General features: G+C 68.0%; 24 protein-coding genes. 8 read left to right on the forward strand and 16 right to left on the reverse strand.

Annotated elements, in window-relative coordinates:
- Window positions 1–23: 23 nt before the first annotated feature.
- Window positions 24–818, forward strand: coding sequence for a glucose 1-dehydrogenase (locus AB4851_RS06780; RefSeq protein WP_414448974.1), 795 nt, complete (start codon window positions 24–26; stop codon window positions 816–818).
- Between the two features lie 44 nt (window positions 819–862).
- Here the strand turns inward: AB4851_RS06780 and AB4851_RS06785 are convergent, their stop codons facing one another.
- The 7 genes from AB4851_RS06785 to lepB all read right to left on the reverse strand — a co-directional run bounded on the left by AB4851_RS06785 (window position 863) and on the right by lepB (window position 7,145).
- Window positions 863–1,702, reverse strand: a complete 840-nt coding sequence (locus AB4851_RS06785; RefSeq protein ID WP_414440292.1) for a heavy metal-binding domain-containing protein — start codon at window positions 1,700–1,702, stop codon at window positions 863–865.
- Window positions 1,703–1,725: 23 nt separating this feature from the next.
- Window positions 1,726–2,655: a heavy metal-binding domain-containing protein gene (locus AB4851_RS06790; RefSeq protein WP_414448975.1), complete on the reverse strand. Its 930-nt coding sequence runs from the start codon at window positions 2,653–2,655 to the stop codon at window positions 1,726–1,728.
- Window positions 2,656–2,691: 36 nt separating this feature from the next.
- Entirely contained in the window at window positions 2,692–3,108 is a 417-nt protein-coding gene (locus AB4851_RS06795; protein ID WP_414448976.1) for a hypothetical protein, read from the reverse strand.
- Between the two features lies 1 nt (window position 3,109).
- Entirely contained in the window at window positions 3,110–4,396 is a 1,287-nt protein-coding gene (locus AB4851_RS06800; RefSeq protein ID WP_414448977.1) for a toxic anion resistance protein, read from the reverse strand.
- A 290-nt stretch (window positions 4,397–4,686) separates the two neighbouring features.
- Window positions 4,687–5,322, reverse strand: a complete 636-nt coding sequence (locus AB4851_RS06805; protein WP_414448978.1) for a hypothetical protein — start codon at window positions 5,320–5,322, stop codon at window positions 4,687–4,689.
- Window positions 5,323–5,481: 159 nt separating this feature from the next.
- On the reverse strand, window positions 5,482–5,697 hold the full coding sequence (locus tag AB4851_RS06810; RefSeq protein WP_414448979.1) for an NINE protein: 216 nt from the start codon (window positions 5,695–5,697) through the stop codon (window positions 5,482–5,484).
- 761 nt (window positions 5,698–6,458) lie between these two features.
- The gene (gene lepB / locus AB4851_RS06815) at window positions 6,459–7,145 is read right to left on the reverse strand and encodes a signal peptidase I (protein WP_414448980.1); all 687 of its coding nucleotides are present in this window, start codon (window positions 7,143–7,145) and stop codon (window positions 6,459–6,461) included.
- Between the two features lie 213 nt (window positions 7,146–7,358).
- Here lepB and fae point away from each other — a divergent pair, with 213 nt between their 5' ends.
- From fae to AB4851_RS06835, 4 genes are all read left to right on the forward strand, one after another.
- Window positions 7,359–7,883: a formaldehyde-activating enzyme gene (gene fae, locus AB4851_RS06820; protein ID WP_414440286.1), complete on the forward strand. Its 525-nt coding sequence runs from the start codon at window positions 7,359–7,361 to the stop codon at window positions 7,881–7,883.
- A gap of 79 nt (window positions 7,884–7,962) precedes the next feature.
- Window positions 7,963–9,009 carry an aldo/keto reductase gene (locus tag AB4851_RS06825; RefSeq protein WP_414448981.1) on the forward strand — a complete coding sequence of 349 codons (1,047 nt, stop codon included), beginning with the start codon at window positions 7,963–7,965 and terminating at the stop codon, window positions 9,007–9,009.
- A 32-nt stretch (window positions 9,010–9,041) separates the two neighbouring features.
- Window positions 9,042–10,490 carry an NAD-dependent succinate-semialdehyde dehydrogenase gene (locus AB4851_RS06830; RefSeq protein WP_414448982.1) on the forward strand — a complete coding sequence of 483 codons (1,449 nt, stop codon included), beginning with the start codon at window positions 9,042–9,044 and terminating at the stop codon, window positions 10,488–10,490.
- A gap of 127 nt (window positions 10,491–10,617) precedes the next feature.
- Window positions 10,618–11,967: an MFS transporter gene (locus AB4851_RS06835; protein WP_414442023.1), complete on the forward strand. Its 1,350-nt coding sequence runs from the start codon at window positions 10,618–10,620 to the stop codon at window positions 11,965–11,967.
- 108 nt (window positions 11,968–12,075) lie between these two features.
- Here the strand turns inward: AB4851_RS06835 and AB4851_RS06840 are convergent, their stop codons facing one another.
- Window positions 12,076–12,951 carry a LysR substrate-binding domain-containing protein gene (locus AB4851_RS06840; protein WP_414448983.1) on the reverse strand — a complete coding sequence of 292 codons (876 nt, stop codon included), beginning with the start codon at window positions 12,949–12,951 and terminating at the stop codon, window positions 12,076–12,078.
- Window positions 12,952–13,107: 156 nt separating this feature from the next.
- Entirely contained in the window at window positions 13,108–14,004 is an 897-nt protein-coding gene (locus tag AB4851_RS06845) for a LysR family transcriptional regulator (protein ID WP_414448984.1), read from the reverse strand.
- Between the two features lie 140 nt (window positions 14,005–14,144).
- Here AB4851_RS06845 and AB4851_RS06850 point away from each other — a divergent pair, with 140 nt between their 5' ends.
- Window positions 14,145–14,897 carry an SDR family oxidoreductase gene (locus AB4851_RS06850; protein WP_414448985.1) on the forward strand — a complete coding sequence of 251 codons (753 nt, stop codon included), beginning with the start codon at window positions 14,145–14,147 and terminating at the stop codon, window positions 14,895–14,897.
- A gap of 24 nt (window positions 14,898–14,921) precedes the next feature.
- Here the strand turns inward: AB4851_RS06850 and AB4851_RS06855 are convergent, their stop codons facing one another.
- Together AB4851_RS06855 and AB4851_RS06860 are read right to left on the reverse strand one after the other, a co-directional pair.
- Complete coding sequence (locus AB4851_RS06855) at window positions 14,922–15,563, reverse strand: isochorismatase family protein (protein WP_414448986.1); 642 nt, start codon at window positions 15,561–15,563, stop codon at window positions 14,922–14,924.
- 95 nt (window positions 15,564–15,658) lie between these two features.
- Complete coding sequence (locus AB4851_RS06860) at window positions 15,659–16,681, reverse strand: GlxA family transcriptional regulator (protein ID WP_414448987.1); 1,023 nt, start codon at window positions 16,679–16,681, stop codon at window positions 15,659–15,661.
- A gap of 166 nt (window positions 16,682–16,847) precedes the next feature.
- Here AB4851_RS06860 and AB4851_RS06865 point away from each other — a divergent pair, with 166 nt between their 5' ends.
- Window positions 16,848–17,156, forward strand: coding sequence for a DUF1272 domain-containing protein (locus AB4851_RS06865; RefSeq protein ID WP_414448988.1), 309 nt, complete (start codon window positions 16,848–16,850; stop codon window positions 17,154–17,156).
- A gap of 72 nt (window positions 17,157–17,228) precedes the next feature.
- On the forward strand, window positions 17,229–18,287 hold the full coding sequence (locus AB4851_RS06870; RefSeq protein ID WP_414448989.1) for an alpha/beta fold hydrolase: 1,059 nt from the start codon (window positions 17,229–17,231) through the stop codon (window positions 18,285–18,287).
- 53 nt (window positions 18,288–18,340) lie between these two features.
- Here the strand turns inward: AB4851_RS06870 and AB4851_RS06875 are convergent, their stop codons facing one another.
- The 5 genes from AB4851_RS06875 to AB4851_RS06895 form a co-directional block, all read right to left on the reverse strand.
- Window positions 18,341–18,562, reverse strand: a complete 222-nt coding sequence (locus tag AB4851_RS06875) for a hypothetical protein (RefSeq protein ID WP_414440276.1) — start codon at window positions 18,560–18,562, stop codon at window positions 18,341–18,343.
- Between the two features lie 79 nt (window positions 18,563–18,641).
- The gene (locus tag AB4851_RS06880; RefSeq protein WP_414448990.1) at window positions 18,642–19,793 is read right to left on the reverse strand and encodes a DUF1501 domain-containing protein; all 1,152 of its coding nucleotides are present in this window, start codon (window positions 19,791–19,793) and stop codon (window positions 18,642–18,644) included.
- Window positions 19,794–19,795: 2 nt separating this feature from the next.
- Window positions 19,796–21,283, reverse strand: coding sequence for a DUF1800 domain-containing protein (locus AB4851_RS06885; protein WP_414448991.1), 1,488 nt, complete (start codon window positions 21,281–21,283; stop codon window positions 19,796–19,798).
- A 291-nt stretch (window positions 21,284–21,574) separates the two neighbouring features.
- A complete protein-coding gene (locus AB4851_RS06890; protein ID WP_414440273.1) occupies window positions 21,575–21,904 on the reverse strand; it encodes an H-NS family nucleoid-associated regulatory protein in 330 nt (109 codons plus the stop codon).
- Window positions 21,905–22,174: 270 nt separating this feature from the next.
- Complete coding sequence (locus AB4851_RS06895) at window positions 22,175–25,057, reverse strand: GH92 family glycosyl hydrolase (RefSeq protein ID WP_414448992.1); 2,883 nt, start codon at window positions 25,055–25,057, stop codon at window positions 22,175–22,177.
- Window positions 25,058–25,367 lie beyond the last annotated feature (310 nt).

The raw sequence follows: 25,367 nt of genomic DNA on the forward strand, positions 1-25,367 counted from the left end.
GGACGTATTCAGGAGAACGCAAGGTGGCGAATGAAGCAAAGCGGTTCGTGAACAAGGTGGCGGTGGTGACGGGCGGCAGCCGTGGCATCGGCCTGGGCATTGCCGAGCGTTTCGCGCAGGAAGGCGCGAAGGTGTGCGTGTCGGCCAACGAGAAGAGCGTGCACGACGCGGCCGCGCGGCTGCGCGAGATGGGCTGCGACGCGATCGCCGTGGAAGCGGACGTGACCAGCAAGGCCGACGTGGTGGCGCTGTACGACGAGGTGTCCGCCAGGCTCGGCGAGGTGGATATCTCGGTGCAGAACGCCGGCGTGATCACCATCGCGAAGCTGCCCGACCTGACCGAAGCCGAGTGGGACAAGGTGATGGCGGTGAACACCAAGGGCGTGTTCCTGTGCTGCCAGGAAGCGGCCACGCGCATGCTGCGCGCGGGCAAGGGCGGCCGGCTGATCAACACCGCGTCGGGGCAGGCGCGGCAGGGCTTCGTCTACACGCCGCACTACGCGGCCAGCAAGTTCGGGGTACTGGGCATCACGCAAAGCCTCGCCAAGGAACTGGCGCCCACCGGCATCACCGTCAACGCGTTCTGCCCGGGCATCATTACCACCGACATGTGGGCCTACAACGACGAGGCCTGGGGCAAGCTGCTCGGCGACTACAAGCCGGGCGAATTGATGGCGGAGTGGGTGGACAACATCCCGATGAAGCGCGCCGGCAAGGGCAGCGACGTGGCCGGGCTGGTGGCGTTCCTGGCGTCGGAGGACGCCGGCTACATCACCGGGCAGACCATCAACGTGGACGGCGGCATGTTCATGTCGTGAGCACCGGCCGCGCGCGCCGGGTCGACCGGCGTGCGCGTGCCGCGTCAGTCGTTGACCGACAGCACGAACGTCGGCGCCGGAATGTCCTTCGCCTCGATCTCGGTATTGAGCGGCGTGACCGCCGTGCCGATCGCGAAGAACTCGATCACGTGGCTTTCCCAGCGATACGATTTCTCGTGGATCATGGTGCCGATCACGCCCTCGGCCTTGGCCGTCTGCGCCTCCACCTGCATGCGCTCGATCGCCAGTTCGCGCGCGCTGTAAATGGCCTGCGTGAATTCCTCCAGCTCGACGTTGCGCCCGGCCTGCCCCCAGGCCTTGAGCAGGCCGCGATGCGCGACGTGATACACGCAACTGCCCATCACGAGTTCGATCGGCCGGTAGCCGGCGTTGAGCAGCGTGTAGAAATCCTGACCGGACAGATCCGACGTGAACGGCCCTCCGTCGTGCGCGCGGAAGCCCTCGCGCTCGTGGTGATGCACCACGCCCGTGCCGATCGCCACGAATTCGAGGATGTTTGCGTCCCACTCCACGTGCTTGATCTCGAGCCGCACGCCCACGATGCCGTGCGCGCCCATCTCGCGCGCTTCCTCGCGCATGCGCGACATGGCCAGTTCGCGCGCGTGGTACATCGCCTGCGACAACACTTCGAGCTCCTGATTTTTATTCCAGGCACCGTACTGGATGCCGACGTGATAAATGCTGCTGCCCACGCACAGGCCGATCGGCTCGAAGCCGGCCTTGCGCACCAGCAGGAATTCGTTGACGGACAAATCCGACGTGAAGACGGCGCTGGGATGCGCCTTGCTGCGCAACCCCTGCAGGCGCTCGCGCGCGGTGGCGGGAAGCTGCGGGGTGGCTTGCTGCGTGGTCGTGTCGCTCATTCCGGTCTCTCGCTGGGAAGGATTCAGAGGCTGTTGTCGTAGGCGCGGTGATGTTCACCCGTGCTGCGCAGGTTGTCGGGCCGTTCGCTGAGGTCGAGCACGAACTCGACCGGATGCGGAAACGGCGTGCTGTCGTCGCAATCGACCACGGTGCCGATCACGATGTGCCGGCCGAGCAGGCGGCCCAGGCCTTCTTCCGCTTCGTAGAACAACTGGCCGAAGTGCAGCGGCGCGAGCACGCCGTTGCCCTGGCGGCCCGCGTCCACCCGCAGGTCGGTGTGCGCGCGGCGGCGCAGGCGTTCCCAGAACTGGGCCGTTTTATTGAGCGGGCGGTTGCCGCTCCAGGTGTCGCCGGGCTGCGCGTCGAGCGGCGTGGTGCTCCACGCGAAATGCGCGCCCACGGCGATCCCCACCGGCACGATGCCGGCTTCGAGCAACTGGATGAATTCGAGCGCGGGCACCGTCGAGACGATCGGTTGCCGGCTCGGCGGCATGCCCTCGATGCGCACGGCGGTGCCGATCAGCGAATAATCCATGCTGTCGCCGGCTTCCAGATCGAGGCTGACCATGCGCGTGTCGATCACGGCGTTCGCGCCGAGCGCGGCCGCTTCGGCGCGCAGGCGGTCGAGCGCGCGGTGCCAGCCCTGCGCGTGCCCTTCCGTCCACGAATAGCCGTAGTGCATCCAGCAGGTGGCCGCGATCGGCGCGATCATCCGCAGCCCGTGGCTGCGCGCCAGCGACAGTTCCGCGACGGTCAGCGTGGAGACCCACGGCAGCGCGCCGCGCTTCGAATCGGCGAGCCGCTGGCGCACCAGGTACGGCACCTCGTCCTCGTCGAAGAACGGGCCGTCCGGCAAGGCGCGAGGCAGCGGCGCACGGGATGACGTCGGCGGTGTGGCGGTGCCGGCCGTAGCCGGCCCCGTGCCGCCGAACAGCGATTTCAACCAACCCATCGAGCGCTCCTCGAAGTGGTGAGAATGGCTTGGAAATCAGAGCCCGGCCAGCAGCTCGGAGATGGTGCGCGCGTGATCGGTGCTGGCGTGCACCTGCGCCATCACGGCCTGCATCCATGCGCCGGGCGCGAGGCTGCGCGTCGACAGCACCACGCCGCGCACCTTCTTCTCGACCTCGGTGCTCAGGTGGTGGCCGTCGTTCATTCGCATGACGAAGGTTTCGGTATCGAACGTGATCGAGATGCCGACCACGTGCTCGGTCTTGCGCAGCAGGCCGCGCCGCACCGTATGCACCTGCGCGTGATGCGGCAGCGCCTGCGAGACGATGACGACGAAGCGCTCGAAGAAGCTCGCGCGATCGGCCTGCGCATGACGCAGCCACGCGGTATCCAGATCGAAGTTGGCGAGCGGGGCGGTGTCGCCCGCGCTCATGACGCGTTCGGCATCGCTCATTTCAGCGCTCCAGCGGGCGAGCCAGTGCGTCGGCCTGCACGCCGCTCATGCCGGCCACGAGCTGGTTGCGCACCGCGATCAGCTTCTGTTCGCGCTCGCGATCCTGCGCCTGCACCTGCTGCTCGATCGCCAGCACTTCCTTCATCGTTTCGACCGACTGCGCGGCCGCGGCGGCCAGCGCCTCGATGTTGCGCGGGTCGCCGCCGAGGCTGCGCGCCGCTTCCACCGCCGCTTCGTGGCTGCCCTGCACGGCCAGCGCGGTGATCTGGCGCGCGGCGGCGTCGAGCTTTTCGCTTTCCTCGCCGGCGCGGCGCGTGTCCGCCTGCACCACGGCTTGCGCGGCCACCGCCATCAGGCGCGGGATGGTCACCATGATGCCGGTGCCGAGCTTGCTGGCGCGGGTTTCGGCGGCCTTGCGGTTCGACGCGATCAGCGGGATCAGGCTGGCGGCCGAGATCATCGCCTCGCGCAAATCGGCGATGCGGCCGCGGAAGTTCGCGAGCGTGTTGCGGTAATCCATCGCGATGGCCGCGTCGCCGGCGGTGCGCGTGCGCAGCGCGGCCTGGCGCAAGGCTTCGGCCTCGTCCACGCCGCGATCGAGCGCGATCTGCATGGCCGCGATCGACAGCGACAGTTCGGACACGCCGTGACGCACCGCCTGCGATTGCTGGTCGAGCTGCTGGATCGTGACCATCAGGTCGCCCTGGATGCGGCGCGCCCGCGCGACCTCGTCGTCCATCAGCGCGAGGAACGCCTTGCGGTTTTCCTGGAACGATTTCACCGCGCCGTGCGCCACCTTGCCGATGCGCCCGAGGCGCGCCAGCAGGCCGGTGGCCTTCGGCGCGGCGTCGTGCGCGTCCTGCTGCAATTCCTCGATCCGCAGGATCTTGATGCCGTCGATCACGGCCGCCGCGATGCGGCCGATTTCGCCGGCCTCGCCGACCGTTGTTTCGGACAGCAAACGACGCGACGAGGTCGCGAGCGGCTGCAAGGCCTGATCGACGAAGCGCAGCGTGGAGGTGGTGTCGTCGAAGCGGATCTGGCTCGCGCGTTCGCGGGCCAGCGCCTGCTGCTCGGGCGACAGCGAGGCGAGATCGACGAGCCGCGCCTCGGGCGCCATCGGCGCGAGCATCTCGGGCGGCACCAGCGCGGGCAACGAAGGCTCGGGCTGCGGGGCCGCCGGATCGGGCATGGCCGGCGTATCGCTGGCGGGATTGAGATAGGCCGACAGATCCATCGGCGCGTTGCTTGAATCGGCCGAACTCGGCTTGGACACAGGATCGCTCATACCGGTACTCGTCGAAGAGTCAGGGGAAGCTGGGGGAAATCAGATGTGCCGCGATGCAGACGGAGTCAGCGGGAGGGCAGGGGAAGGTCTCTCGAATCTTTCATTTTTTACCAATTCAGCCACATGGGATCGGAATTGCGTAGCGATTTATATCACCAAACAATAGCCGTTGTGTGGAAGTCCTGATTGGTTTTTTGCAGTGCGGCAACGCGTGTGCCGCACTGTGAGAAATTCGCTTTCGAATCGCCGATTCGATTATTTCGGATGGCTGACGATACGGGGTGGCAAATTCAGTGCTTTGGCCGCCAGGCGTCGAACGACACCGGCTTGTTGCGGTCCGCGCGCGTGACGGTGGCCTGGTCCGGCAGCAGCGCCTCGGCATTCGGGCTGGGGTCGGGGTTCATCTCGCTGTTGTGAACGATTTCCTGATGGAACAGCCACGTGCGCCGCGCCGGATCGTAATGGAACGTGACGTTGTCGCTCCAATGGTTCGGGCCGGCGGCCACGCCGTTCTGCACCGAGAAATAGCGGTTCTTGATCGCGAGGCCATTGGTGTCGAGATCGAGATACGGATCGCCGGACATGCCGCCGTCGTCCGCCTTCATGACCACGCTGTCGTTGCGCGCGGCCAGCGTGTAGGTGCCGTCGGCGTTCTGCGTGATCACGAGCAGCGGCCGCACCGACGCCTGCTGCTGCGTGTCCGGATCGCGATGCACCACCACCAGATAATCCTTGCGCCCCGCATCGGTCAGCGCGCCGGCCAGGTGGTCGAGCGTCGTGTAGCCGGCCGGAATCAGCTTCTGCACGGCGGCGGGCAAGGGCGGATTGCCGTCGCAGCGCGAGGGCGCCGCGTCGCAGGCCGCGAACGCGGCGGTGGTGCCTGCCAGCAGCATGGCGGCGACGGCGATGGGCAGACTCGGTTTCATGGCTCGATGGGGGCGCGTGTTCGTGGTGCGATTTGCGGGCATCACATTAGCCGACACATGCAGACGGCGCGATGTTCATGTCGTGACGTGACAGCGGCGCCCGCGTGCAATCACGCGGGCGCCGCCGATGCGAGGCAGTCTTGGCTCACGCCAGGCCGATCAGGTCCACTGCGTGATCTTGTTGCCTTGCTTGTCCTTGAAATTGCCGCAAGCCATGATGATCAGGTCGATGAGTGTCCAGATGCCGAGGCCGCCGAGCGTCAGCAGCATCAGGATGCCGGTGCCGATCTTGCCGACATAGAAACGGTGAAAGCCGAGGCTGCCGAGAAACAGGCACATCAGAAATGCGGGAAGCAGACGCTTTTCAGTATTCATGGTTTGACTTGAATGGTCGGTTGACGGAACAAAAGGCCGGCAATGCCGGATCGGAGAAAATCGGGAAATTCGAAGCGAATCGAAGATGAACGGCGCGGACGCATCGAAATTGAAAACGATTTCGATGTAGCGCTATGTTCGATGGGATTTTTTCGGACTGAATCGGAACGTATCGTTCGATACGCGTTTCCCGATGATTGCGTCATGCCACACGGCCATGGCTTGCCCTTCCCCTCAGAATGTTTTTGTCTTTCAGGATGCCTGGCTGTCGCGCGGCATCGCTTGTCGAATCGTTGGCGCGGACGATGCTTATTTCAGGCACCGAACTCGATCCCCGCTTAAGGGAGGGCGTTGAATTGCCGGTGCCAGAGTTTGAGCGCCGGATTATCGAGCAAGCTGACTGTAATCGTCAAGCGCGTAATTTTGAGATTGTTTTCGCCGTCGGAGCGCGCAGTCAGCGTTGAACGGACACAGGGTGTTTGACTGACGGTTATGACGGGTTTGCTCGAATTCGAACGGGTCGTATATCGGCAGCAAAATATTGAAGACAGCCGCGATATTGGACAGCACAGATGAGTGACTTTCCGAGTGCTCACGCAAGCTCGGATTTGTGATGGCGATTTATGCGATCAGCGAATCAGGCGTTCGCGCCGATTCCCCTGCGTTAGATGGCAGTGTGCTCGATTCGATCGATTGCCGAATCCGCGCGCGCTTGAATAAGCGCTTGCGTCTCGCACACCGCCATCCCATCCCCAATCCATTCAACCCAGCGGCGCATCGAGCTTGCGCCCGAAGCGGTCGAGCCTCGGCAGATAGTCGCGCTCCGGATCGAGCGAGAACGCCACGCGGCGCGCGCGGCCCATGATCTCGTCGCGCGGGAAGAAGCCGAAGTAGCGCGAATCGGCGCTGTTGTCGCGATTGTCGCCGAGCATCAGGTACTGGCCGGGTGGCACCACGATCGGTGCGAAGGAATCGCGCGGGCTCGGCGCGTCGGGCGAGAGCCGCACCGTGTGCGCGGGGCCGCCGATCTTCTCGGCCAGGTATTCGCCGGGCGAGCCGGCATCGCTGCGCAGCAGGTTCGCGCCCACCGGCCGGTAGCTCGCGGGCTTGCCGTTGATGATCAGCACGTTGTCGCGCATCGCGATGGTGTCGCCGGGCAGGCCGATCAGGCGCTTGACGAGCAACTCGTGCGCGGCGGCCGAATCGATCGTGACGATGTCGCCGCGCTGCGGGTCGTGCAGGTGTGCGAGGCGGATATGCGTGAACGGCACGCGCACGTCGTAGGCGAGCTTGTCGACCAGGATGCGGTCGCCGATCCGGATGGTCGGCAGCATCGAGCCGCTCGGCACCACGTTCCAGTCGGCCACCGCGCTGCGGAAAACCACCATCAACAGCAGGAAGGCGATGAATCCCTTGTTGGCTTTCCAAAGCCTGACAATCGTGCGCATGGTCGTGTGAGCCGCCGTCGCGGCGCGGGTTTGATGTAGCCGGACTATACCCGAAGCGGCTTTCCGGGCGCGTCGCCGCCGCCACCACCGGCCATCGGTAGTCCCCCGGATATGACGCCGACTCATAGCCGCCGATCAGGAAACATCGCTTCATGCACGGCGAGGGCGCTGCCGATAATCGGCGCACTTCAAACTGATCGACGAGACACCGCAATGACCGCACCCTCCCGCAAGTCGCTCTATATCGGCGAAGGCTTCGAAGGCCCCGGCGTGAACCTGGCGCACATCAACGTGCTGATCGGCCCGCGCGAAGGCCCGGCCGGCCAGGCGTTCTCGACCGCGCTGGCGACGCCGTCGGCGGGCCATGCGCCGTTCGTCGTGATCGCGCAGCCGGGCGTGCCGACCAAGCCGCTCACGCTCTACGTGAACAAGGCGCAGATCGGCAGCGATTTCCACGGCAACGCCACCTGGGGCGCGTCGCAGGCCGGCATCGCCAAGGCCGTGGCCGAGGCGCTGGAGCAGGGCACGCTGCCGCCCGAAGCCGAAAACGACTGGGTGGTGGTGACGGCGAACTGGGTGAACCCGCAAACCGACAACCTCGACGCCGTGTTCGAGAACAACTACCGCGCCTGCCGCAACGCGATCGTCGCGGCGATGGAAGGCCTGCCGAACCGCGACACGGTGTTCGCCGCCGCACGCGCCGTGTCGAACCCGTTCTACACGCCGAAGCAGGGCTGAGTCCACGCCGCGCTTATCAGCATCCCTTATCAAGAAAACAGACAGCACGCGGCCGACCCGAGCCGCCCCTGGAGGAAACATGGAATACGTCCGCCTCGGCCAGTCCGGCCTGAAGGTCTCCCGCCTGTGCCTCGGCACGATGAACATGGGCACACCGCAATGGAAGCCGTGGATTTTCGACGAAGCCCAAAGCGAGCCGATCGTGCGCCGCGCGCTGGATGCCGGCGTGAACTTCATCGACCTGGCCGATTTCTATTCGACCGGCGTGGGCGAGGAAGTGGTGGGCCGCATCCTGAAGCGCACGGCGCGCCGCGAGGAAATCGTGGTGACCACCAAGGTGGGCTACGACATGGGCGCTTACCCGAACGCGGGTGGCCATTCCCGCAAGCACATCTTCGACGGCATCGACGGCTCGCTCAAGCGCCTCGACATGGATTACCTCGATATCTACATGCTGCATTTCTTCGACGTGAACACGCCCGTCGAGGAAACCATGAGCGCGATGAACGACATCGTGCGCGCGGGCAAGGCGCGCTATATCGGCGTGTCGACCATGTACACGTGGCAGTTCGCGAAGATCATGCAGGTGTGCGAGCGCAACGGCTGGGCCAAGCCGATCAACATGCAGTTGCAACTGAACCTGGCCTATCGCGAGGAAGAGCGCGAGATGGTGCCGTTCTGCCAGGACCAGGGCGTGGGCGTGTCGGTGTTCAGCCCGCTCGCGCGCGGCCTGCTGACCTGTGATGCGCAATCCACGCGCAACCAGACCGATTTCTTCACGGCGCAGATGTACGGCGACCCGGCCTCGCTGGCCGTGGCGCAATCGGTGGCCGCCGTGGCGCGCCGCCGCGGCGTCGCGCCGGCGCAGGTCGCGCAGGCCTGGGTGCTGGGCCGCCCCGGCGTGTCGAGCATGCTGGTGGGCGCCGATTCGGTGGCGCAGTTCGACAGCGCGCTGGCCGCGCTCGATACCAGGCTCGATGCCGATGAACTGTACGAGCTGGAGCGCAACTACACGCCGTGCGACCTGATCAACGACTACACGGCGGGGCGCCGCATCGCGCGCGAATCGCGCCCGGCGCAAGGCGAATTCGCCGGCGATTTCTCGTCGGTGCCGGAAGCCGCCTGAGGCGCAGCGCCCATTCATAAGGAATCGGAACAATGAGCGAATTTCTGAAGCGCGGCCACTACATTGGCGGCGAATGGCATGAAGCGGCGCCGGGCGAGGCCACCTACGCGGTGCTGAACCCCGCCACCGGCGAGACCATCGTGCAGGTGGCGCGCGGCGGCGAGGCCGAAACACGGCAGGCGATCGCCGCCGCCGAACGCGCGTGGCCGGCCTGGCGCGCGCTGACCGCCAAGGAGCGTGGCGCGCGCGTCAAGCGCTGGGGCGAGCTGATGCTCCAACACCGCGATGCGCTGGCCGAGCTGCTCACGCGCGAGCAGGGCAAGCCGCTGGCCGAGGCGAAGGGCGAGGTGGGCTACGCCGCCAGCTTCTTCGAATGGTTCGCCGAGGAAGCGAAGCGCATGTACGGCGACGTGATCCCGAGCCCGAAGCCGAACTCGCAGATCATCGTGACCAAGGAGCCGGTGGGCGTGGTGGCCGCCATCACGCCGTGGAATTTCCCGCTCGCGATGATCACCCGCAAGGCCGGCCCCGCGCTGGCGGCCGGCTGCACGATGGTGCTGAAGCCGTCGGAGGAAACGCCGCTGTCGGCGTTCGCGCTGGCGGTGCTGGCCGAGCGCGCCGGCATCCCGGCCGGGGTGTTCAACGTGGTGTCGGGCGACGCGGTGGCGATCGGCGGCGTGCTGACGGCCTCGCCGGTGGTGCGCAAGCTGTCGTTTACCGGCTCGACGCGGGTCGGCAAGTTGCTCGCGCAACAATCGGCCGATACGCTCAAGAAGCTGTCGCTGGAGCTGGGCGGCAATGCGCCGTTCATCGTGTTCGACGACGCCGATCTCGATGCCGCCGTGGAAGGCGCGATGGCGTCGAAGTTCCGCAACACCGGGCAGACCTGCGTGTGCGTGAACCGCTTCCTGGTGCAGGACGGCGTGTACGACGCGTTCACCGCCAAGCTGGCCGACGCGGTGCGCAAGCTGCGGGTGGGCAACGCGCTGGCGGGCGAGGTCGATCAAGGCCCGCTGATCAACGCCGCCGCGCTCGACAAGGTCGAGCGCCACGTGGCCGACGCCACCGGCCACGGCGCGCGGGCGTTGACGGGCGGCCGCCGCCACGCGCTCGGCGGCACGTTCTACGAGCCCACGGTGCTGGCCGACGTGGCCGCCGACGCGCTGATCGCCGAGGAGGAAACTTTCGGCCCGGTGGCGGCCTGCTTCCGGTTCGCTACGGAGGACGAAGCGATCGCCGCGGCCAACGACACGCCGTTCGGGCTGTCCGCGTATTTCTACACGCGCGACCTGGGCCGCGCCTGGCGCGTGTCGGCCGCGCTCGAAAGCGGCATGGTCGGCATCAACGACGGGATCATCTCGACCGAGGTGGCGCCGTTCGGCGGCGTCAAGCAATCGGGCCTCGGCCGCGAGGGCTCGAAATATGGCATGGATGAATACGTCGAATTGAAATATCTGATGATGGCCGGACTCGGCCGATGAACCGCCGGCGGGCGGCCGTGCCTTCGGGCGCGGCCGCCCGTTCCGCATCGAGCGGGCGGGGCAGGCAGCACACAACCACAACAATGTCGGAGGCAGCTTGAATCAACTCAATGTGCAAACGGGCGCAGTGCCCGGCGCGGCGCCGCTGGCGCGCGCCGCCGCCACGCCGCAGCGGGAAGTGCGGCTCGACGACGTGCCGCTCAACGGCTTCCACATCAAGATCGCCGGGCTCACGTTCGGTGCGCATTTCACCGAAGGCTACACGCTCGGCACCATCGGCTACGCGCTCGCCGCGCTCGGCAAGCAGATGCCGCTCGATGCGTTCTGGATGGGCGTGATCGGCAGCTCGGCGCTGATCGGCATCTTCCTGGGCAGTTTGATTTTCGGCTGGCTGTCCGACCGCATGGGCCGCCAGAAGATCTTCCTGACCAGCTTCGTGATCATCGTGCTGGCGTCGGCCGCGCAATTCTTCGTGACCTCGCCGGCCGAGCTGGCGCTGCTGCGCATCGTGATCGGCATCGGCATGGGCGGCGATTTCACCGTGGGCCACGCGATCCTCGCCGAATTCTCGCCGCGCAAGCATCGCGGCGCGCTGCTCGGCTCGTTCAGCGTGATCTGGACGGTGGGCTACGTGGTGGCCAACGTGCTCGGCCTGTACTACGGCAACGCCTCGCCCGACGCGTGGCGCTGGCTGCTGGCCTCGGCGGCGCTGCCGGCGTTCGTGGTGCTGATCGCCCGGCTCGGCACGCCCGAATCGCCGCGCTGGCTGCTCGGCAAGGGCCGCGCCGGCGAGGCGCGCGCGATCGTCGCCAAGCACTTCGGCGCGCACGTCGTGCTCGACGGCAGCGACGCGCCGCACGCCAGCCAGGGCTACGCGCGGCTGTTCCGCCCGGACATGATCCGCCGCACGCTGTTCAACTGCGCGTTCTTCGTCTGCCTGGTGATTCCGTATTTCGCGATCTACACGTTCCTGCCGACCATCCTGAAGGCGATCGGCCTGTCCGAGGGCTTCGGCGCGGATCTGCTGCTGAACGGCTTCCTGGTGCTCGGCGCGGTGATCGGCATCTGGCTGACGATCAAGATGTCGCGGCGCGGCTTCCTGATCGGCTCGTTCGCCGTGTGCTGCGCATCGCTGGTGGCGCTGGCCGTGCTGCCGCATTCGGCGGCCTTGTGGATGATCGTGGCGTTCGGCGTGTTCACGCTGACCATGTCGGCGTTCAGCAACCTGGTGGGCGTATTTCCGCCCGAGTGCTTCCCGACCGAGGTGCGCGCCTGCGGCGTGGGCCTGGCGATCGCGTGCAGCCGGCTCGGCTCGGCGATCGGCACGTTCCTGCTGCCGGTGGGGATCGCGACGCTCGGCTTTCACGTGACGATGTTCGCGCTGGCCGGCGTGCTGCTGGTGGGCATGATCGTGTCGATCGCGTGGGCGCCCGAAACCAAGCACCTGACGCTCGACGAGGCGTCGGGCAGCCACTGAGCGGACGTGACGGAACCGTTCAGGTCTCCGTAGCGTTCAAGCCGACGAACCCGCGCGGCGGATGTGAATCCACCGCGCGGGTTTCGTGCGTGCATTCGCAACGCAGGTTCAATGATGCAGCGCCGCCTGCGTGCGCAGCCACGCGATGAACGCCACCACCAGCTCGTCGCCGAGCCGCGCCGGCGCGATGTCGAGCCAATAGCCGAACGGCCCGATCGCCTCCACCGGCGAGAGCGGCACGAGGCTGCCTTCGGCCAGTTCCTCCTCGATCATGCCGAGATCGACCACCGCCAGCCCCGCGCCCTTGCGCGCGGCGTGGATCGCCTGTTCGAGCGTCGAGAACTCGATGCCGTCGCCGATGCGCGCGAGCGGCACGCCGGCCTTGGCGCACCAGTCGGCCCACAGCGTCAGGCGCTTGCCTTCGTGCAGCACGTGCAGCGAGGGCACCTTGCCGAACAACGCATCGAGCGGCATGCCCGCATAGCGCGGCGCGCCCACCAGCGCGTGGCGCTCCAGCATCAGGCGTTCCGATTGCAGGTCGGCGCGCGCGGCGCGGCCGAAGCGGATATGGCAGTGGCAATCGTCGGTGGGTTCGGTGCGGATCGACAGATCGACTTCGGGCAGCGCTTCGGACAACGTACCGAGGCGTGGCGAGAACCACTGGGTGGCGAACGTCGGCGGCAGCGAGACGGTCAGCCGCCGTTTGCGGCCCGGCTGCACGGCGGTGATTTCGAGGATGCCGCGCTCGATGGTGTCGAACGCCTGCTCGATGAACGGCAACAGCAGCAGGCCGGCGGCGCTCAGTTTGACGCCCTTGTGATCGCGCTCGAACAACTGCGCGCCGATGCTTTCCTCGAGCAGGCGAATCTGCCGGCTCACGGCGCCCTGGGTCACGCACAGGGAGGCCGCGGCGCGGTTGAAGCTCAGGTGATGTGCGGTCTCCTCGAAAAAACGCAACGCTATCAGCGAAGGCATCCGCCGCATGATTCTTTCCTTTCTGTCGTCTCGTTGCCAGCGCGTCCGGACGAGGTTCGCTCCGGAATTCACGGGCTGGCCGGCAGCTTTATGGCAGAAAAGCGGCGCGCGCGGCAGGCGGTGTTAACCCGAGGGCTGCGGCGAAGGGAGGGGCGGCGTGCAGGCTCAGGTGCCCGCGACGTTCAGCGCCGGGATTCGGGCGAACGTTTCGGCGATGAAATCCATGAACACGATCGCGCGTTTGGGCAGCAAACGGTTGGCCGCGTAGAGGATCTGGATCGGCACCGGCGGCGCTTCGTGGCCGCGCAGCACGCGCTTGAGCTTGCCGCGCGCCAGGCCTTCCTCGAACAGCCAGGCCGGCCCGTGCGCGATGCCGATGCCGGCCAGCACCGCCTCCTGCGCGGCTTGCGGCGAGTTGACCCGCAGCCGGCCGCTCACCGTTATTTCGGCATCCCGAAAGTGCCAGGTGCTGCCCGAGGCCAGCAGCGTGTAGACGATGCAATCGTGCTCGCTCAAGCCGGCCGGGTCGCGCGGCGTGCCGTGCTTGCGCAGGTAGGCGGGGCTGGCCACGCAGATTCGCTCGAACAGGCCGATGCGGCGCGCCCGCAACGCGCTGTCTTCGAGATGGCCGATGCGGATCGCCAGCTCGGCGCCTTCGTCGACGAGGTTCACGTAACGATCGCCGATCTGCAGGTCGAGCGACAGCGCCGGATAGCGCGCGAGGAACGCGCCGACCTGCGGCATCACGAACGCGTGCGCCAGCGCGGTGGGGCAGGCCACCCGCAGCAAGCCGGCCGGCGCGGTCTCGTCGCGCAGCGACGATTCCGATTCGGCTACCGCATCGAGAATGCGGCGCGCCTCGGCGTAATAGCGCTCGCCCTCGGGCGTCAGCGCCAGCCGGCGCGTGGTGCGCGACAGCAGGCGGGTTTGCAGGTGATCCTCCAGCGCCGCCACGTAGCGGCTCACGTTCGGCTGGCCGAGGCCCAGGTCGCGTGCGGCCGCCGAGAAGCTGCCCGTTTCCACGGCGCGTGCGAAGCAGGTCATCAACAGGAAACGGTCCATGGGTGGTGCCTCTCCATTCATGCAATCGAAGCATGGATTATATGCAAAGAGTCTGTCTTATCGTGATTCAAGCATGAGTCCATGCTTCGGTTTCGGCCCGGCGCATCCGCTGCCGGGCGCTCACGATCAGGAGTCGCACCATGTCCCGTCTGCAAGGCAAACGCACACTCATCACCGGTGGCACCACCGGCATCGGCCTGGCCACCGCGAAGCGGTTTCTCGCCGAAGGCGCGCGCGTCGTCATCACCGGCACCCATCCCGACCGCCTTGCCGAGGCCCGCGCGCAACTCGGCGACGAGGTGCTCGCGCTGTGCGCCGATTCGGCCGATGTGGCCGCGCAGCGCCGGCTCGCCGAAACGCTGAAGGCGCATTACGGCCAGCTCGACGTGGCGTTTCTCAATGCCGGGGTATCGGTGTGGCAGCCGCTCGATGCGTGGACGCCGGCGCAGTTCGACGCATCGTTCGCCATCAACGTGCGCGGGCCGTATTTTCTGATGCAGGCGCTGCTGCCGGTGTTCGCGAAGCCGGCCTCGGTGGTGCTCAACACGTCGATCAATGCGCACGTGGGCGCGCCGAATTCGTCGGTGTACGCCGCCACCAAGGCCGCGCTGCTTAACTTGTCGAAGACGCTGTCGAGCGAACTGCTGGAGCGCGGCGTGCGCGTCAATGCGGTCAGCCCGGGGCCGGTGGATACGCCGCTGTACGACAAGCTCGGGATTCCCGAGGCGTATCGCGCGCAGGTCGATCAGCAGATCGTCGGCTCGATTCCGGCCGGGCGCTTCGGCACGCCCGAGGAAGTGGCGCAGGCGGTGGTGTATCTGGCCGCCGACGAATCGGCGTGGACGCTCGGCACGGAGATCGTGGTGGACGGCGGCCGGATGCTCAACGGCTGAGGGTGGCCGTAGAGGTCAGTGCACTCAATGATTCGGAAACCCGATCATGGCCGCCCGCGTCAGCGTGGTGTTCTTGCTGACGCCGGCCGGCGCGTTGGCGAGCACCCACGCGGCGGACAGTTCTCCGAACGATTCCTTGCTCGACATGCCGTCGGTGGGCACGATCACCTGGAAGCCGCGCAACGCCGCCTCGCTCGCCGTGTACAGCACCGCGCCGTGCGCCACCGTGCCGGTGATGATCACGGTGCGAATCCCGCGGGCCTTCAGCGCCGCTTCGAGATCGGTGTTGAGGAACTTGTCGACGCCGGAGCGCACGACCGTTTCGTCGCCCTTGGCTGCGATCACCGGCGGCACGCCCGCGAGCGAGCCGGTGCTGGTCAGGCTGTAGACCGTCATCAGCTTCGCCGCGCGCGCCTCGGTCAACAGCCTGGCGACGGCCGGCAGCGAGGCGACGCAATCGGGGCGCTCCTGGGCGTTGCAGGTGCTGACGTCGAAATCGAGCAGCAGCAGCGCGGTGTGGGCGGGGTCGGTCACGCTCACCGGCTTGAGCACGGGGGGCGCGGGCGTGGCGATCGTGCTCCAGGATTCGATGACGTCGGCGCGGGCCAGGCCGCACAGCGGCAGCGTGAGTGCGACGGCGCAGAGGGTGTGACGAAGGCGAGGCATGGGCATCTCCGGGAAAGCCGCATGTAAGGCGCGGCGGCGGCTGTTCGAGCCTGCCGCCCTGCGCCGGGCCGGACGATTCTACCGGCCGGCCCGTGTCACTGCAGCGGCAATGCGTGTGGCTTGCGAACGGCGTTGGCTCGCCATTGCGAGGGCGGCAGCGCTTCCTCCTGCCGCCATGCGCTGCGAAACGCCTGCACGCTGCCGAAGCCGCACAGCTCGGCGATGCGCTCGACCGGCGCATCGCCGCCCTTCAGCAAGCTGCGCGCGAGCGCGATCCGCAGTTGCTGCTGATATTGCTTGAGCGTCATGCCGCACTCCTGAAGAAAAATTCGCGCGAGATGGCGGTAGCTGACCGCGAAGCGGGCAGCCAGTTCGTCGTAGGGCAGCGTGCAATCCGGGCGATCGCTCAGGAAATCCTGCACGGCGTGCACCAGCGCGTTGCCGTGATCGCGATGGCGCAGCGGCGGGTCGAGCGCCGGATCGCGGCTCATGCGGCGGAACGGCACCACGTTCTCGCGCGCCACGCGCACGGCCACGGCGGCCCCGAAGTGCCGCGCGATCAGATGCAGCGCCAGATCGATGCCGGCCGACACGCCCGCCGAGGTGCAGACGTGGCCCGCATCGACCAGCATCCGGTTCGGCAGCACGCGTGCGAGCGGATGGCGCTGCTGGAGGCGGTCGAGATGGTGATGATGGGTGGTGCACGGCCGATGGTCGAGCAGGCCCGCCGCGCCCAGCAGGAACGCGCCGGTGCAGACGCTGGCCAGCGCGACCTCGCCGAGCCGGGGCTGCACCTCGGCGCGCAGCCAGTCGACGATCTGCCGCTGGGCCGGCGTGGGCGCCGCCTCGAACGCGAACTTCGCGCCGATCACCACCACCAGATCGCCGCGCCGCAGGCGCGCGGGCAGCGGATCGATCGCTGTCAGCGCGAGCCCCTGGTAACTCTTCAACTCGCTCTGCGGCCCGACGCAACGCACTTCCACCGGCGCGATGCCCAGCTCCGGCAGCGTGCCGAACACCTGCAACGGGCCGGCCAGATCGAGGATATGGACGCGCGGCGGCAGCACCAGGAAGATGCGCGACAAGCCGGCGTGATTCGGGGGCGATGCCTTTTGCATGATGGATGACGAGCCAGGGAAACGATGCCGGCATGGTGGCATCTTTTTTCCATGCCGGTCAGGTTTCGGGCTGTTTCGGTGCTGGCCGATTCGTTAGGATGGCGCATCGCCGTGGCTGTTCCGCAGCCGGCAAACCGTTCACTCCATTCGATCGAGGCAGCCCGCCATGCTTGAAATCCGCCCCAGTTGCGAGCACTGCAACGTCGCACTCGCGCCCGATTCGCGCGACGCCCGCATCTGCAGCTACGAATGCACGTTCTGCGTGTCGTGCGTCGATCAGGTGCTGCACGACGTCTGTCCGAATTGTGGCGGTGGCTTCGAGAAGCGGCCGGTGCGGCCGGCGAGGGACTGGAAGGGCGGCAACTTCCTCGGCAACGATCCGGCGAGCGGCACGGTCAAGCACCGGCCGGTCGATCCGGCCGCGCATGCGCGCTTCAGCGCGGCGATTCGGGCGGTTGCGCCGGAGGATCGTTAACGCGATCGGCATCCGTTACCATGGCGGCGCGGCGCTGCCACCAGCGGCCGCTCACTAACAAAAAGGAGAGCCATGAGAACGGGGAAGCTGCTGGGGAGAGGGGCCGCCGTGCTGTCGATCGCACTGCTCGCGGGCTGCGCGTCGACGGTCCGGAATTACGGCCTCGACGATCATTTTTCGCCGGGCGAGGCCAGCACGGGATCGCAATCCACGCCGGAGCAGTGCGCGGCCACGACCGACGCCGTCTGGGTGGAAGGGCCCGAGTTCGGCGAATGCATCCGCTATTTCCCGTCGAGCGCGTTCGCGAGCGGCCGGGTGGCGCGCGCGATCGTGTTCATGGATGGCGATGTGCTGTCGCTGCGCGGCGCGTCGGCGAACTACGGCAAGTGGACGCCGCGCCGCGTGCTGGAAGCCGCGCAACAGGAGCAGCAGCGCGGCGGCACGCCGTACCTGTCGCTCGCCCGCCCCGGCGTGGACGGCAGCAGCGGCAATCAGAACCGCCGGCGCACGCGCTACGAAACCGAGGTGGTGAACGCCGCGCTGGATCGTATCAAGGCGCGCTATGGCATCGCCGAGTTCGGGCTGGTGGGGCAGTCGGGTGGCGGCGGGCTGGTGGCTTCGCTGATTGCCGAGCGGCGGGACGTGCGCTGCGCGGTGTCGTCGTCGGGCGTGACCGCGGTGGTGTACCGGGCCCGCGCGGCCGGACGGTCGAGCGACTGGACAGGCACGCCGCTATCGGGGGTCTGGGATCCGATCGACCAGTTGTCGCGCGTGCATCCGATGCCGGGCTTCCGGATGTTCGTGACCACGGATGGTTCGGACACCGATGTGGATGCCGGCTCGCAGGTCCACTACGTGGAGGCCGCGAAGGCGGCCGGCCTGCCGGTCGAGCAATTGATGGTGCACGGCACCGGCAGCTCGCATCACCAGACCTACCGGATCGGCAACCGTATCGTGGAGGATTGCATGCTGGGGCTGCCGACCGCCGGGATCGTGCGTACCTACAGCGGCATGGACAACGGCTATGCGCAGATGGACGCGCTGGCCGCACGCGCTCGTGCGCTGGCGGCCGGCCAGCCGGCGCAGGCGGCCGCCGGGCCGGCCGATCGCGACGCGCGCGTGGCGCGCTGACCGAACCGGCCGGCAGCGGGCGGCGCGCTGCCGCCCGGTGCCGCGTCGCGACGTCAGTAAGCGGCCACCCAGTGCCCCGGAATCCACGCCCAATGGTTGCCTTCCCAACGGTAATGCCCCTTCACCCAGTGATAGCCCGGCGCGGGTGCCACCGGCACCACCTCGACCACCGGAGCGGGGCGCGGTGGCCGCGCCGGGGCGACCACGCAGGCGGAAAGCAGCGCCGCGCAGGCGCAGGCGGCCAGGGCGGCGCGCGATGTCGATCGGTTGTTCATGTGTTGTCCTCCCAAGGACTGTTATCGATGTCGTGGTGAAAATGCCGGCGTTCCGGCCGGCGCGGTTGCGGGTTGTGCGTCAGGCGCGCACGAGGCCCGTCATCGGTTGTCGCGACGCGGCGCGGTCGAACAGCGTCGCGCCGGTGCGTTGCGGATCGAGCCGCAGCGTTTCGGCCGCCGCGCCCGCGATCAGCGCGTCGAGCGAGGCGGTGGGCTTGAGGTCGCGCCCTTCGTACAGATCGGCGCTGCGCAGGCCGGGCCAATCGGCGATCACGCGCCCGCCCTGCACGGCGCCGCCGAGCAGCATCGCGACCGAGCCCTGGCCGTGATCGGTGCCGCCCGTGCCGTTGGCGGCGGCGGTGCGGCCGAACTCGGTGGCGACCACCACGGTGGTGTCGTTCCACACCGGCCCGAGGCCGTCGCGCAGCGCGGCCAGCATCGCGTCCAGGCCCTTCAGCACGTTCGACAGTCGCGCGTTCTGCGCGCTGTGCGTATCCCATCCGCCGGTTTCGATCATCGCGATGCGCGGGCCGTCGTCGCGCGCGAGGAAGCTCGCGGCCAGCTTGCCGACGCTGGCCGGGTCCTGCCGCGCGCCGGCGTCGTGAGCCAGGCCGCGCGCTTCCATCGCCGAGGCCCACAGCGGCCCGAGTTGCGCGTCGCGTTCGTAGAGCGCCGAGACGCGCGTGAGCAGATCGTCGGGCGCGCCGGGCAGGCCCGACGGCGCGTACGAGGTCACGCGCGCCGCGCCGCGCAGCGCCGCCGGCACGGTGGGCGCGAGCGCGATGGCGTTCTCGCGCGTGGCCGGCAGCATCGCCACGAGGCGGTTGAGCCAGCCGTCCTTGACCTGATACGGCGCGAGGCCGCCCGTCTCCAGCACGTTCTGGCCGTCGAAATGCGAGCGGTCGCGATAGGGCGAGGCGATCGCGTGCACGAACAGCGCTTGCCCGTCCTGATACATGCGCGCGGTTTGCGCGAGCGACGGATGCAGCGCGAAGGTGCCGTTCAGATGCGTCGATCTGGACGGATCGACCGCCAGTTCGCCGCGCAGCCGCGCGTAATCGGGATCGGCGTACGGCGACAGGATCGTGAGGCCGTCGGCCGCGCCACGCTGGATCACGAACACGAAGCGGCGCTCGGTGGCCACGCTGGCGAACGCGATGTGCGGCGCGACCAGCAGGGCGCCGGCGCTGGCGGCGAGGGTGCCGAGGAATCGGCGACGTGAACCGGGCATGGTTATCTCCGCTGGAAATCGGGCGAGACGAGCAGCAGCGCGAGCGCGGTGGTGGTGCTTTCGGCGCGCGATACCGCGGTGGAGGTGGCATCGCCGAGCGTGCCGGCGAACAGGGTGGTGCCGAGCGCGCGCGGATCGACGCGGTCGCCGGTGCGCGCCGCGAGCCGCTGCGCGACCTCGACGCGCCGCACCAGCGCGTCGGGCGCGGCCCAGCTGGCGGCGATGTCGTCGTAGCCGGCCGGCGAGCCGGGCCGCCAGACGGGCTGGCCCAGTTGCGTCAGCAACGGTGCGGCCTTCAGGTTGCCGAGCGAGGTCCAGCCGAGCCCGCGCAGCGACGAGACGGTCCAGTCCCACGGCGTCTTGAACTTGGCATGCGTGCTCGACCACGCCTCGGGCGATTCGACCAGCGTGCGATAGACGGTCGGCAGATCGCCGCCGCTCTGCTCGAAGGCGCGCGCGATGCGCTCGGTCAGCGCCGGCGGCGGATCGTCGGCCACGAAGTGGCGCGCCAACTGGAACGCGAGATGGCGGCCGGTGGCCGGCGCGCGGGCGAGATCCTGCAGCACGGCGCGCGCCTGAGCTTCGCCATCCTGATCGTAGCGGCGCCCTAGAACGGTGCGCACGCCCGGCTCGTGCAGCGCGGGGCGGAACACGAATGCGCCGGGCGGCGCGTCGTTCGGCTGCGGGCCGCGAACGCCGGCCACGCTCCAGCCGGTCAGCGCGCGGGCGAATTCGGTCACGTCGGCCTGGGTGTAGCCGCTGCGTGCGCCGAGCGTGTGCAGCTCCATGATCTCGCGCGCGAGGTTTTCATTGAGGCCGCGCTTGCGGGCCGGGTCGCGCGCCTCGGCGCGCAGGGCGGCGCGGCTGTCGGGGCCGACCGAGCGCGTCTGGTCGAGGAACAACTGCATGGCCGGGTGCTGCTCGGCGGCCACCAGCATGTCCTCGAAGCGGCCCAGCACGTGCGGGCGGATCGCCTCCAGCTCGAACGCGCCGGCCAGCCCGGCCACCTGGCCCTTGTCCACCGACACCGCGAAATGGTTGGCCCAGAAGTGCACGAGCCGCTCGACGAACGGCGCGGGCGTGACCAATGCGCTCGCGACGCGCGCATCGACGGCGTCGCGATAGACGCCGACGCTCTCCTTGCGGATCGCCTGGTTGACGGCCTGCCGCGCGGCCTGCGCGGGATTGGCCGGTGCCGATGCGGCGGCCGCGGGCGTGGACGCCGGTGCCGGCAGGGGCGCGGGCATCGGCTGCGAGGCCTGCGTTTGACCGGCTTCGGCGCGCAAGTTGCGTCGTTCGTCGCCGAACCGCGTGGCCAGCGCCACCGCGCCGGGCTGGTCGGCCCATGCCGCCGGGCGCGGCTCATAGCGCGCGAACTGATCGAGCAGCCAGGCTTTCGGGTCGGGCGGCGCGGTGTCGTCGGCGCGGGCGCCGAGGCCGAAGCGGTTCAGCGCGATCGCCGCCGCCTGGGCGCGGGACGGAACGTTCATACGGAGTCCTGCCGGCGTGGAAGATAAGCGTTACACGGCGCAGGCGCGGGAATCCGTCGCGTGAGGCGAAAAAATTTCGGGGAAGCGGAGTTGGGAAGAGCGGGGGGCGGGCGGAACAGGCGGGGGAAGCCGAAGAAGCCGAAGAAGCGAGAACAGGCGGGGGACGCGTCGGAAGCCGGAGAAGCGAAACAGCCGGAGAGCGCGAAAGAAAGCCGAAAAAAGTGCGAAATCGCGCCGCCAGGTTCAACCGCAAACTCCCGGCGCACAAGGCGTGCGCCGGACCGCGAAACCTTATTCCTCGCCCGGCCACCACGGCTTCGGGGCGCGATCGATCAGGTAATCGTCCGGTTCCTTGCCCTGCAGCCACTTCGGGCGCGGGCCGCGGCCGGACCAGGATTGGCCCGAGGACGGATCGTAGTATTTCGCGGGGGTGGCCTTGCGCGGCTTGAGCGTCTGGCGGAAGCCGGCTGCGCGCAGCAGTTCGTCTTCGGTAATGCCGAATTCCTGTACCTGGTCCTGCAGCGTCGCGAGCAGGGCGCGTTTGCCGTCCGCCTTCGCGTCCGCGATCTGGCGGTCGAGTTCGCGCAGTTGTTCTTCGAGAACGTTGAGGTTATTGCTCATTGTGGGTCGGCGGGGCGATAGGTGGGCGGCAAGTGTCGATAGGGCGCCATATTACTAGGCTCTGACCACAATTTCACGAATACCTGCCATCGACATTGATTATTCGACGCATTTAATGACAGCCGATTACCGGGCGCAAGCCATTTATGACGATCGGGACGCACAGGCACGCCGGCCGCCCCAAAAGCAACGCGCCGCACAGCCGGAACGGCACTGCGCGGCGCGTGAGTCGAAACGCGACCGGGTCAGGCTGCAACCCCGGTCGAATGGTCAGGAGGCGATACCCACCCCGAACACGTGCATCTTGCCGGCGCTGACCTGGCGCGGCAGCGTGAGGCTCGACACGATCTTGCCGGCGGGCACGGGAATCGTCTGCGCGAAGATGTAGGTCTTCACGCCGTCCTTCTGGCCGTCGCCGCCGTTGCGGTAGGCCATCGTCACGGCGATCGCCGAGGCCGGGCTGGCGCCGCCGCCGTTCAGCGTCCAGTCGTCGAACGCCAGCGTGACCGCCTGGCTGGTGCCGTCGGCGAAGTTCAACTGCGCCACGCCCGTGCTCGGCCCGTTATTGGCCGAACCGAGCACCACCACGCCCTTGCCGCCCGGCACCGGCGTCAGCATCACGGTCTGGCCGACGGTGACGGCGTTGTCGAGCGTGAGCGGGCCGCCGCCGATCGTCACGTTCGCGCCCGCCACCGGGAACGGCTTGCCCGGCTGCACCCCGGCCGCCGCCAGCGCACTCAGCGAGTAGCTGAACAGGCTGCCGTCGAAATCCGCGCCCTGGCCGTCGGTGTTGCTGGCGCCGTCGGCGCTGAAGCCGCGATTGTTGAAGCTGTCGGCCGCGTCGAGCGCCACCGGCACGCCGAACGACGGCGGCGGCACGTTGGTGCCCCACTGGGTCGGCGCATCGCCCATCGCGAAGCGCAGGGTCGCGCCGTTCGCCAGCTCGTCGTAGGCGATCCACGGGCTGTGCTGGGCACGGCCGTCGATCGACAGCGACTGCACGTAGCTCGACGCCGGCGCGCCCGACGCGCGAATCCGCAGGCTGCGGCCGTTGCCGAGCCGCACGTCGATCTGCGGGAACTGCGGGCTGCCGATCGCCAGGCCCGCCACGCCCGGGATCTCCGGATACAGGCCGAGCGCGCCCCACACGTACCAGCCGGACACGGCGCCGAGGTCGTCGTTGCCGGGCAGGCCGTCGGGGCCGGTGCCGAAGGCGGTGCTCATGATCTGCTGCACCGTGCGCTGCGTGCCCGAGGGCGAGCCGGCCCAGTTGTAGAGCCAGGGCACCTCGAACGTCGGCTCGTTGCCCATGTAGAAGTTCGGCAGGCTGAGGCCGGCGTTGAGCACCGTGAAGAAGGTGTCGAGCCGCGAGGTCACGGCGGTGTTGCCGCCGAGCTGCGCGAACAGGCCGGCCGGGTTGTACGGCACCATCCACGTGTATTGCTCGGCATTGCCTTCCACGTAGTTGTCGCCGCTGCTCGGCGTTTCGGCGATCCACGCGCCGTTCGACTGGCGCGCGGCGATCAGCGGCGGCGTGAGCGAGGTGTTCAGCAGGTTCTGCCAGTACGCCGAGCGGCCCAGCAGCATGCGCTGCGTGGCGGTGTCGCCCATCGCGGCGGCGAAGCGCGAGATCGCGAAATCGCTGCTGGTGTATTCGAGCGTGGACGACGCCTGCCCCCATTCGCCGCTGGTGATGTAGCCCGTTTGCAGATAGCTCGCGCGGCCGCCGTTGGTGGTGGCGCCGTTGCAGGCCGTGCCGGGGATGTTGGCCATCTTCACCATGTGCTGCAGCGCCGATTGCGTGTCGAAGCGGCGCGCGCCGAATGCGTAGGCGTTCGACACGATCAGCGAGCCGGCGTCGCCCGGCATCACGCCGTCCTCGACGTTGTCGTTGACCCAGTGCGGAATCGCGCCGCACTGATCCGCGTCGTTCACGAGCGACTGGATCATGTCGCTGGTGTCGGACGGGTTCAGGATCGCCTTCAACTGGATCAGCGAGCGGTAGATGTCCCAGCCCGAGAACGACGAGTATTGCGCGCCCTGCCCCTTCGCGACCTGGTGCACCTGGCTGTCGAAGCCGATGTATTGGCCGTTGGCGTCGCTGAAGATGCTCGGCGCCCACAGCGCGTGATACAGCGCGGTGTAGAACTTGGTCTTCGCGTCGGCCGTGCCGCCCGCCACGCGGATCGCGTTCAGCGCGTCGTTCCAGGTGGCGTCGGCCTGGGTGCGCACGCCGTCGAAATCCCAGCCGCGGTTTTCCGCGTCGAGGTTCGCCTTGGCGTTCGCCACGCTGACGTACGAGATGCCGATCTTCATCTTGACCGTCTTGCCCGAGGCGAACGCGAGATGCGCCACGCCCTGCGAGACGGACGTGCCCGACACGAACGGCCGATCGAACATCGCGTAGAAGTACACCGGCACCGCCACCGAGTTGCCGCAGAAGCCGCCGCCGGTGGTGCTGCCCGAAATCACGCTGTCGGATACCTGCGTGATCGCGCCGGCCGTGGCGGTGCGCGTGTTGGTGCGGGTGGCGTCGAGCACCAGCAGCGCCGGCTTGCCGGACGGGTAGGAGAACTGACCGAAGCCGGTGCGCAGCGTGGCCGTCAGTTCGACCTTGATCTGCGAATCGAGCAGCACCGAGTAGTAGCCGGGCTTGGCGATTTCATTCGCATGACTGAAGGTCGGCACCAGTTGGGTGGCGTCGGTGGTCGGCATGACGGGGAATTCGCCGTCGTTGCCGCCGCAGCCCGCGCCGGGCATGTGCGTGACGCTGAAGCCCTGGATCGAGTTGATGTCGTAGTAATAGCCGGCCGGCGAGCCCGGCTCCTTGCTGTTGTTCGGCGCGGGCGTGGTGTTGGTGTCCGGCGCCCATTGCACCATGCCCGACGGCAGGCCGGCGGCCGGCACCACGCTGCCGGCCTGGCCGGCCGGAACCGGGTTCGGCGAATTGCTCGCGAGCGTGCCGATCAGCGGATCGACATACTGCGTCAACGACAGCGCGCGGCCGTCGTCGAGATTGACCGTATCGGCGGCGTTGGCCGAAGGCCGCGCCGCCAGCACCGACGTGGCCCCTGAGCCGCCGTCGTCACCCCCACACCCGCTCAACGCGCACGCCACGGCCAAGGTGGCGGCGAGCGTCGTGAATCGATTCATGATCGTCTCTCTCCGTTCTTCTCTGCTTCTTGCGTGTTCGGCGACTCGTGCGAACGAACCGCCGGCTCGTCGTGAATCTTTTGCTTCATTTTCTTTCCGAATCTTTGCAGCGGTAACAAGACTAGGAGTCGCGATCCGGCGTCGTCAATCGAATAAACACATCTGTAATATTTTTCTTGGATTTACTAAACGATGCGCAACGTGACGCAACGAAACGCTGTTGTGTTCAATGTTTTCGTGCGGGATGTCGGGGGCTGCGGATGCGGTGCCGGGGTGTGCGCGCGAGCGCCTGGGCGAGGCCAGTCCGGCG

This window comes from Burkholderia sp. 22PA0099, from assembly GCF_047497165.1.
Lineage (GTDB): Bacteria > Pseudomonadota > Gammaproteobacteria > Burkholderiales > Burkholderiaceae > Burkholderia.

What these genes read in the sequence shown, in the direction of transcription:
- AB4851_RS06785 (WP_414440292.1), bottom strand. Translation starts at nt 1,702, where the DNA reads ATGAGCGACACGACCACGCAGCAAGCCACCCCGCAGCTTCCCGCCACC.
- AB4851_RS06790 (WP_414448975.1), bottom strand. Translation starts at nt 2,655, where the DNA reads ATGGGTTGGTTGAAATCGCTGTTCGGCGGCACGGGGCCGGCTACGGCC.
- AB4851_RS06795 (WP_414448976.1), bottom strand. Translation starts at nt 3,108, where the DNA reads ATGAGCGATGCCGAACGCGTCATGAGCGCGGGCGACACCGCCCCGCTC.
- AB4851_RS06800 (WP_414448977.1), bottom strand. Translation starts at nt 4,396, where the DNA reads ATGAGCGATCCTGTGTCCAAGCCGAGTTCGGCCGATTCAAGCAACGCG.
- AB4851_RS06805 (WP_414448978.1), bottom strand. Translation starts at nt 5,322, where the DNA reads ATGAAACCGAGTCTGCCCATCGCCGTCGCCGCCATGCTGCTGGCAGGC.
- AB4851_RS06810 (WP_414448979.1), bottom strand. Translation starts at nt 5,697, where the DNA reads ATGAATACTGAAAAGCGTCTGCTTCCCGCATTTCTGATGTGCCTGTTT.
- lepB (WP_414448980.1), bottom strand. Translation starts at nt 7,145, where the DNA reads ATGCGCACGATTGTCAGGCTTTGGAAAGCCAACAAGGGATTCATCGCC.
- fae (WP_414440286.1), top strand. Translation starts at nt 7,359, where the DNA reads ATGACCGCACCCTCCCGCAAGTCGCTCTATATCGGCGAAGGCTTCGAA.
- AB4851_RS06825 (WP_414448981.1), top strand. Translation starts at nt 7,963, where the DNA reads ATGGAATACGTCCGCCTCGGCCAGTCCGGCCTGAAGGTCTCCCGCCTG.
- AB4851_RS06830 (WP_414448982.1), top strand. Translation starts at nt 9,042, where the DNA reads ATGAGCGAATTTCTGAAGCGCGGCCACTACATTGGCGGCGAATGGCAT.
- AB4851_RS06840 (WP_414448983.1), bottom strand. Translation starts at nt 12,951, where the DNA reads ATGCGGCGGATGCCTTCGCTGATAGCGTTGCGTTTTTTCGAGGAGACC.
- AB4851_RS06845 (WP_414448984.1), bottom strand. Translation starts at nt 14,004, where the DNA reads ATGGACCGTTTCCTGTTGATGACCTGCTTCGCACGCGCCGTGGAAACG.
- AB4851_RS06850 (WP_414448985.1), top strand. Translation starts at nt 14,145, where the DNA reads ATGTCCCGTCTGCAAGGCAAACGCACACTCATCACCGGTGGCACCACC.
- AB4851_RS06855 (WP_414448986.1), bottom strand. Translation starts at nt 15,563, where the DNA reads ATGCCTCGCCTTCGTCACACCCTCTGCGCCGTCGCACTCACGCTGCCG.
- AB4851_RS06860 (WP_414448987.1), bottom strand. Translation starts at nt 16,681, where the DNA reads ATGCAAAAGGCATCGCCCCCGAATCACGCCGGCTTGTCGCGCATCTTC.
- AB4851_RS06865 (WP_414448988.1), top strand. Translation starts at nt 16,848, where the DNA reads ATGCTTGAAATCCGCCCCAGTTGCGAGCACTGCAACGTCGCACTCGCG.
- AB4851_RS06870 (WP_414448989.1), top strand. Translation starts at nt 17,229, where the DNA reads ATGAGAACGGGGAAGCTGCTGGGGAGAGGGGCCGCCGTGCTGTCGATC.
- AB4851_RS06875 (WP_414440276.1), bottom strand. Translation starts at nt 18,562, where the DNA reads ATGAACAACCGATCGACATCGCGCGCCGCCCTGGCCGCCTGCGCCTGC.
- AB4851_RS06880 (WP_414448990.1), bottom strand. Translation starts at nt 19,793, where the DNA reads ATGCCCGGTTCACGTCGCCGATTCCTCGGCACCCTCGCCGCCAGCGCC.
- AB4851_RS06885 (WP_414448991.1), bottom strand. Translation starts at nt 21,283, where the DNA reads ATGAACGTTCCGTCCCGCGCCCAGGCGGCGGCGATCGCGCTGAACCGC.
- AB4851_RS06890 (WP_414440273.1), bottom strand. Translation starts at nt 21,904, where the DNA reads ATGAGCAATAACCTCAACGTTCTCGAAGAACAACTGCGCGAACTCGAC.
- AB4851_RS06895 (WP_414448992.1), bottom strand. Translation starts at nt 25,057, where the DNA reads ATGAATCGATTCACGACGCTCGCCGCCACCTTGGCCGTGGCGTGCGCG.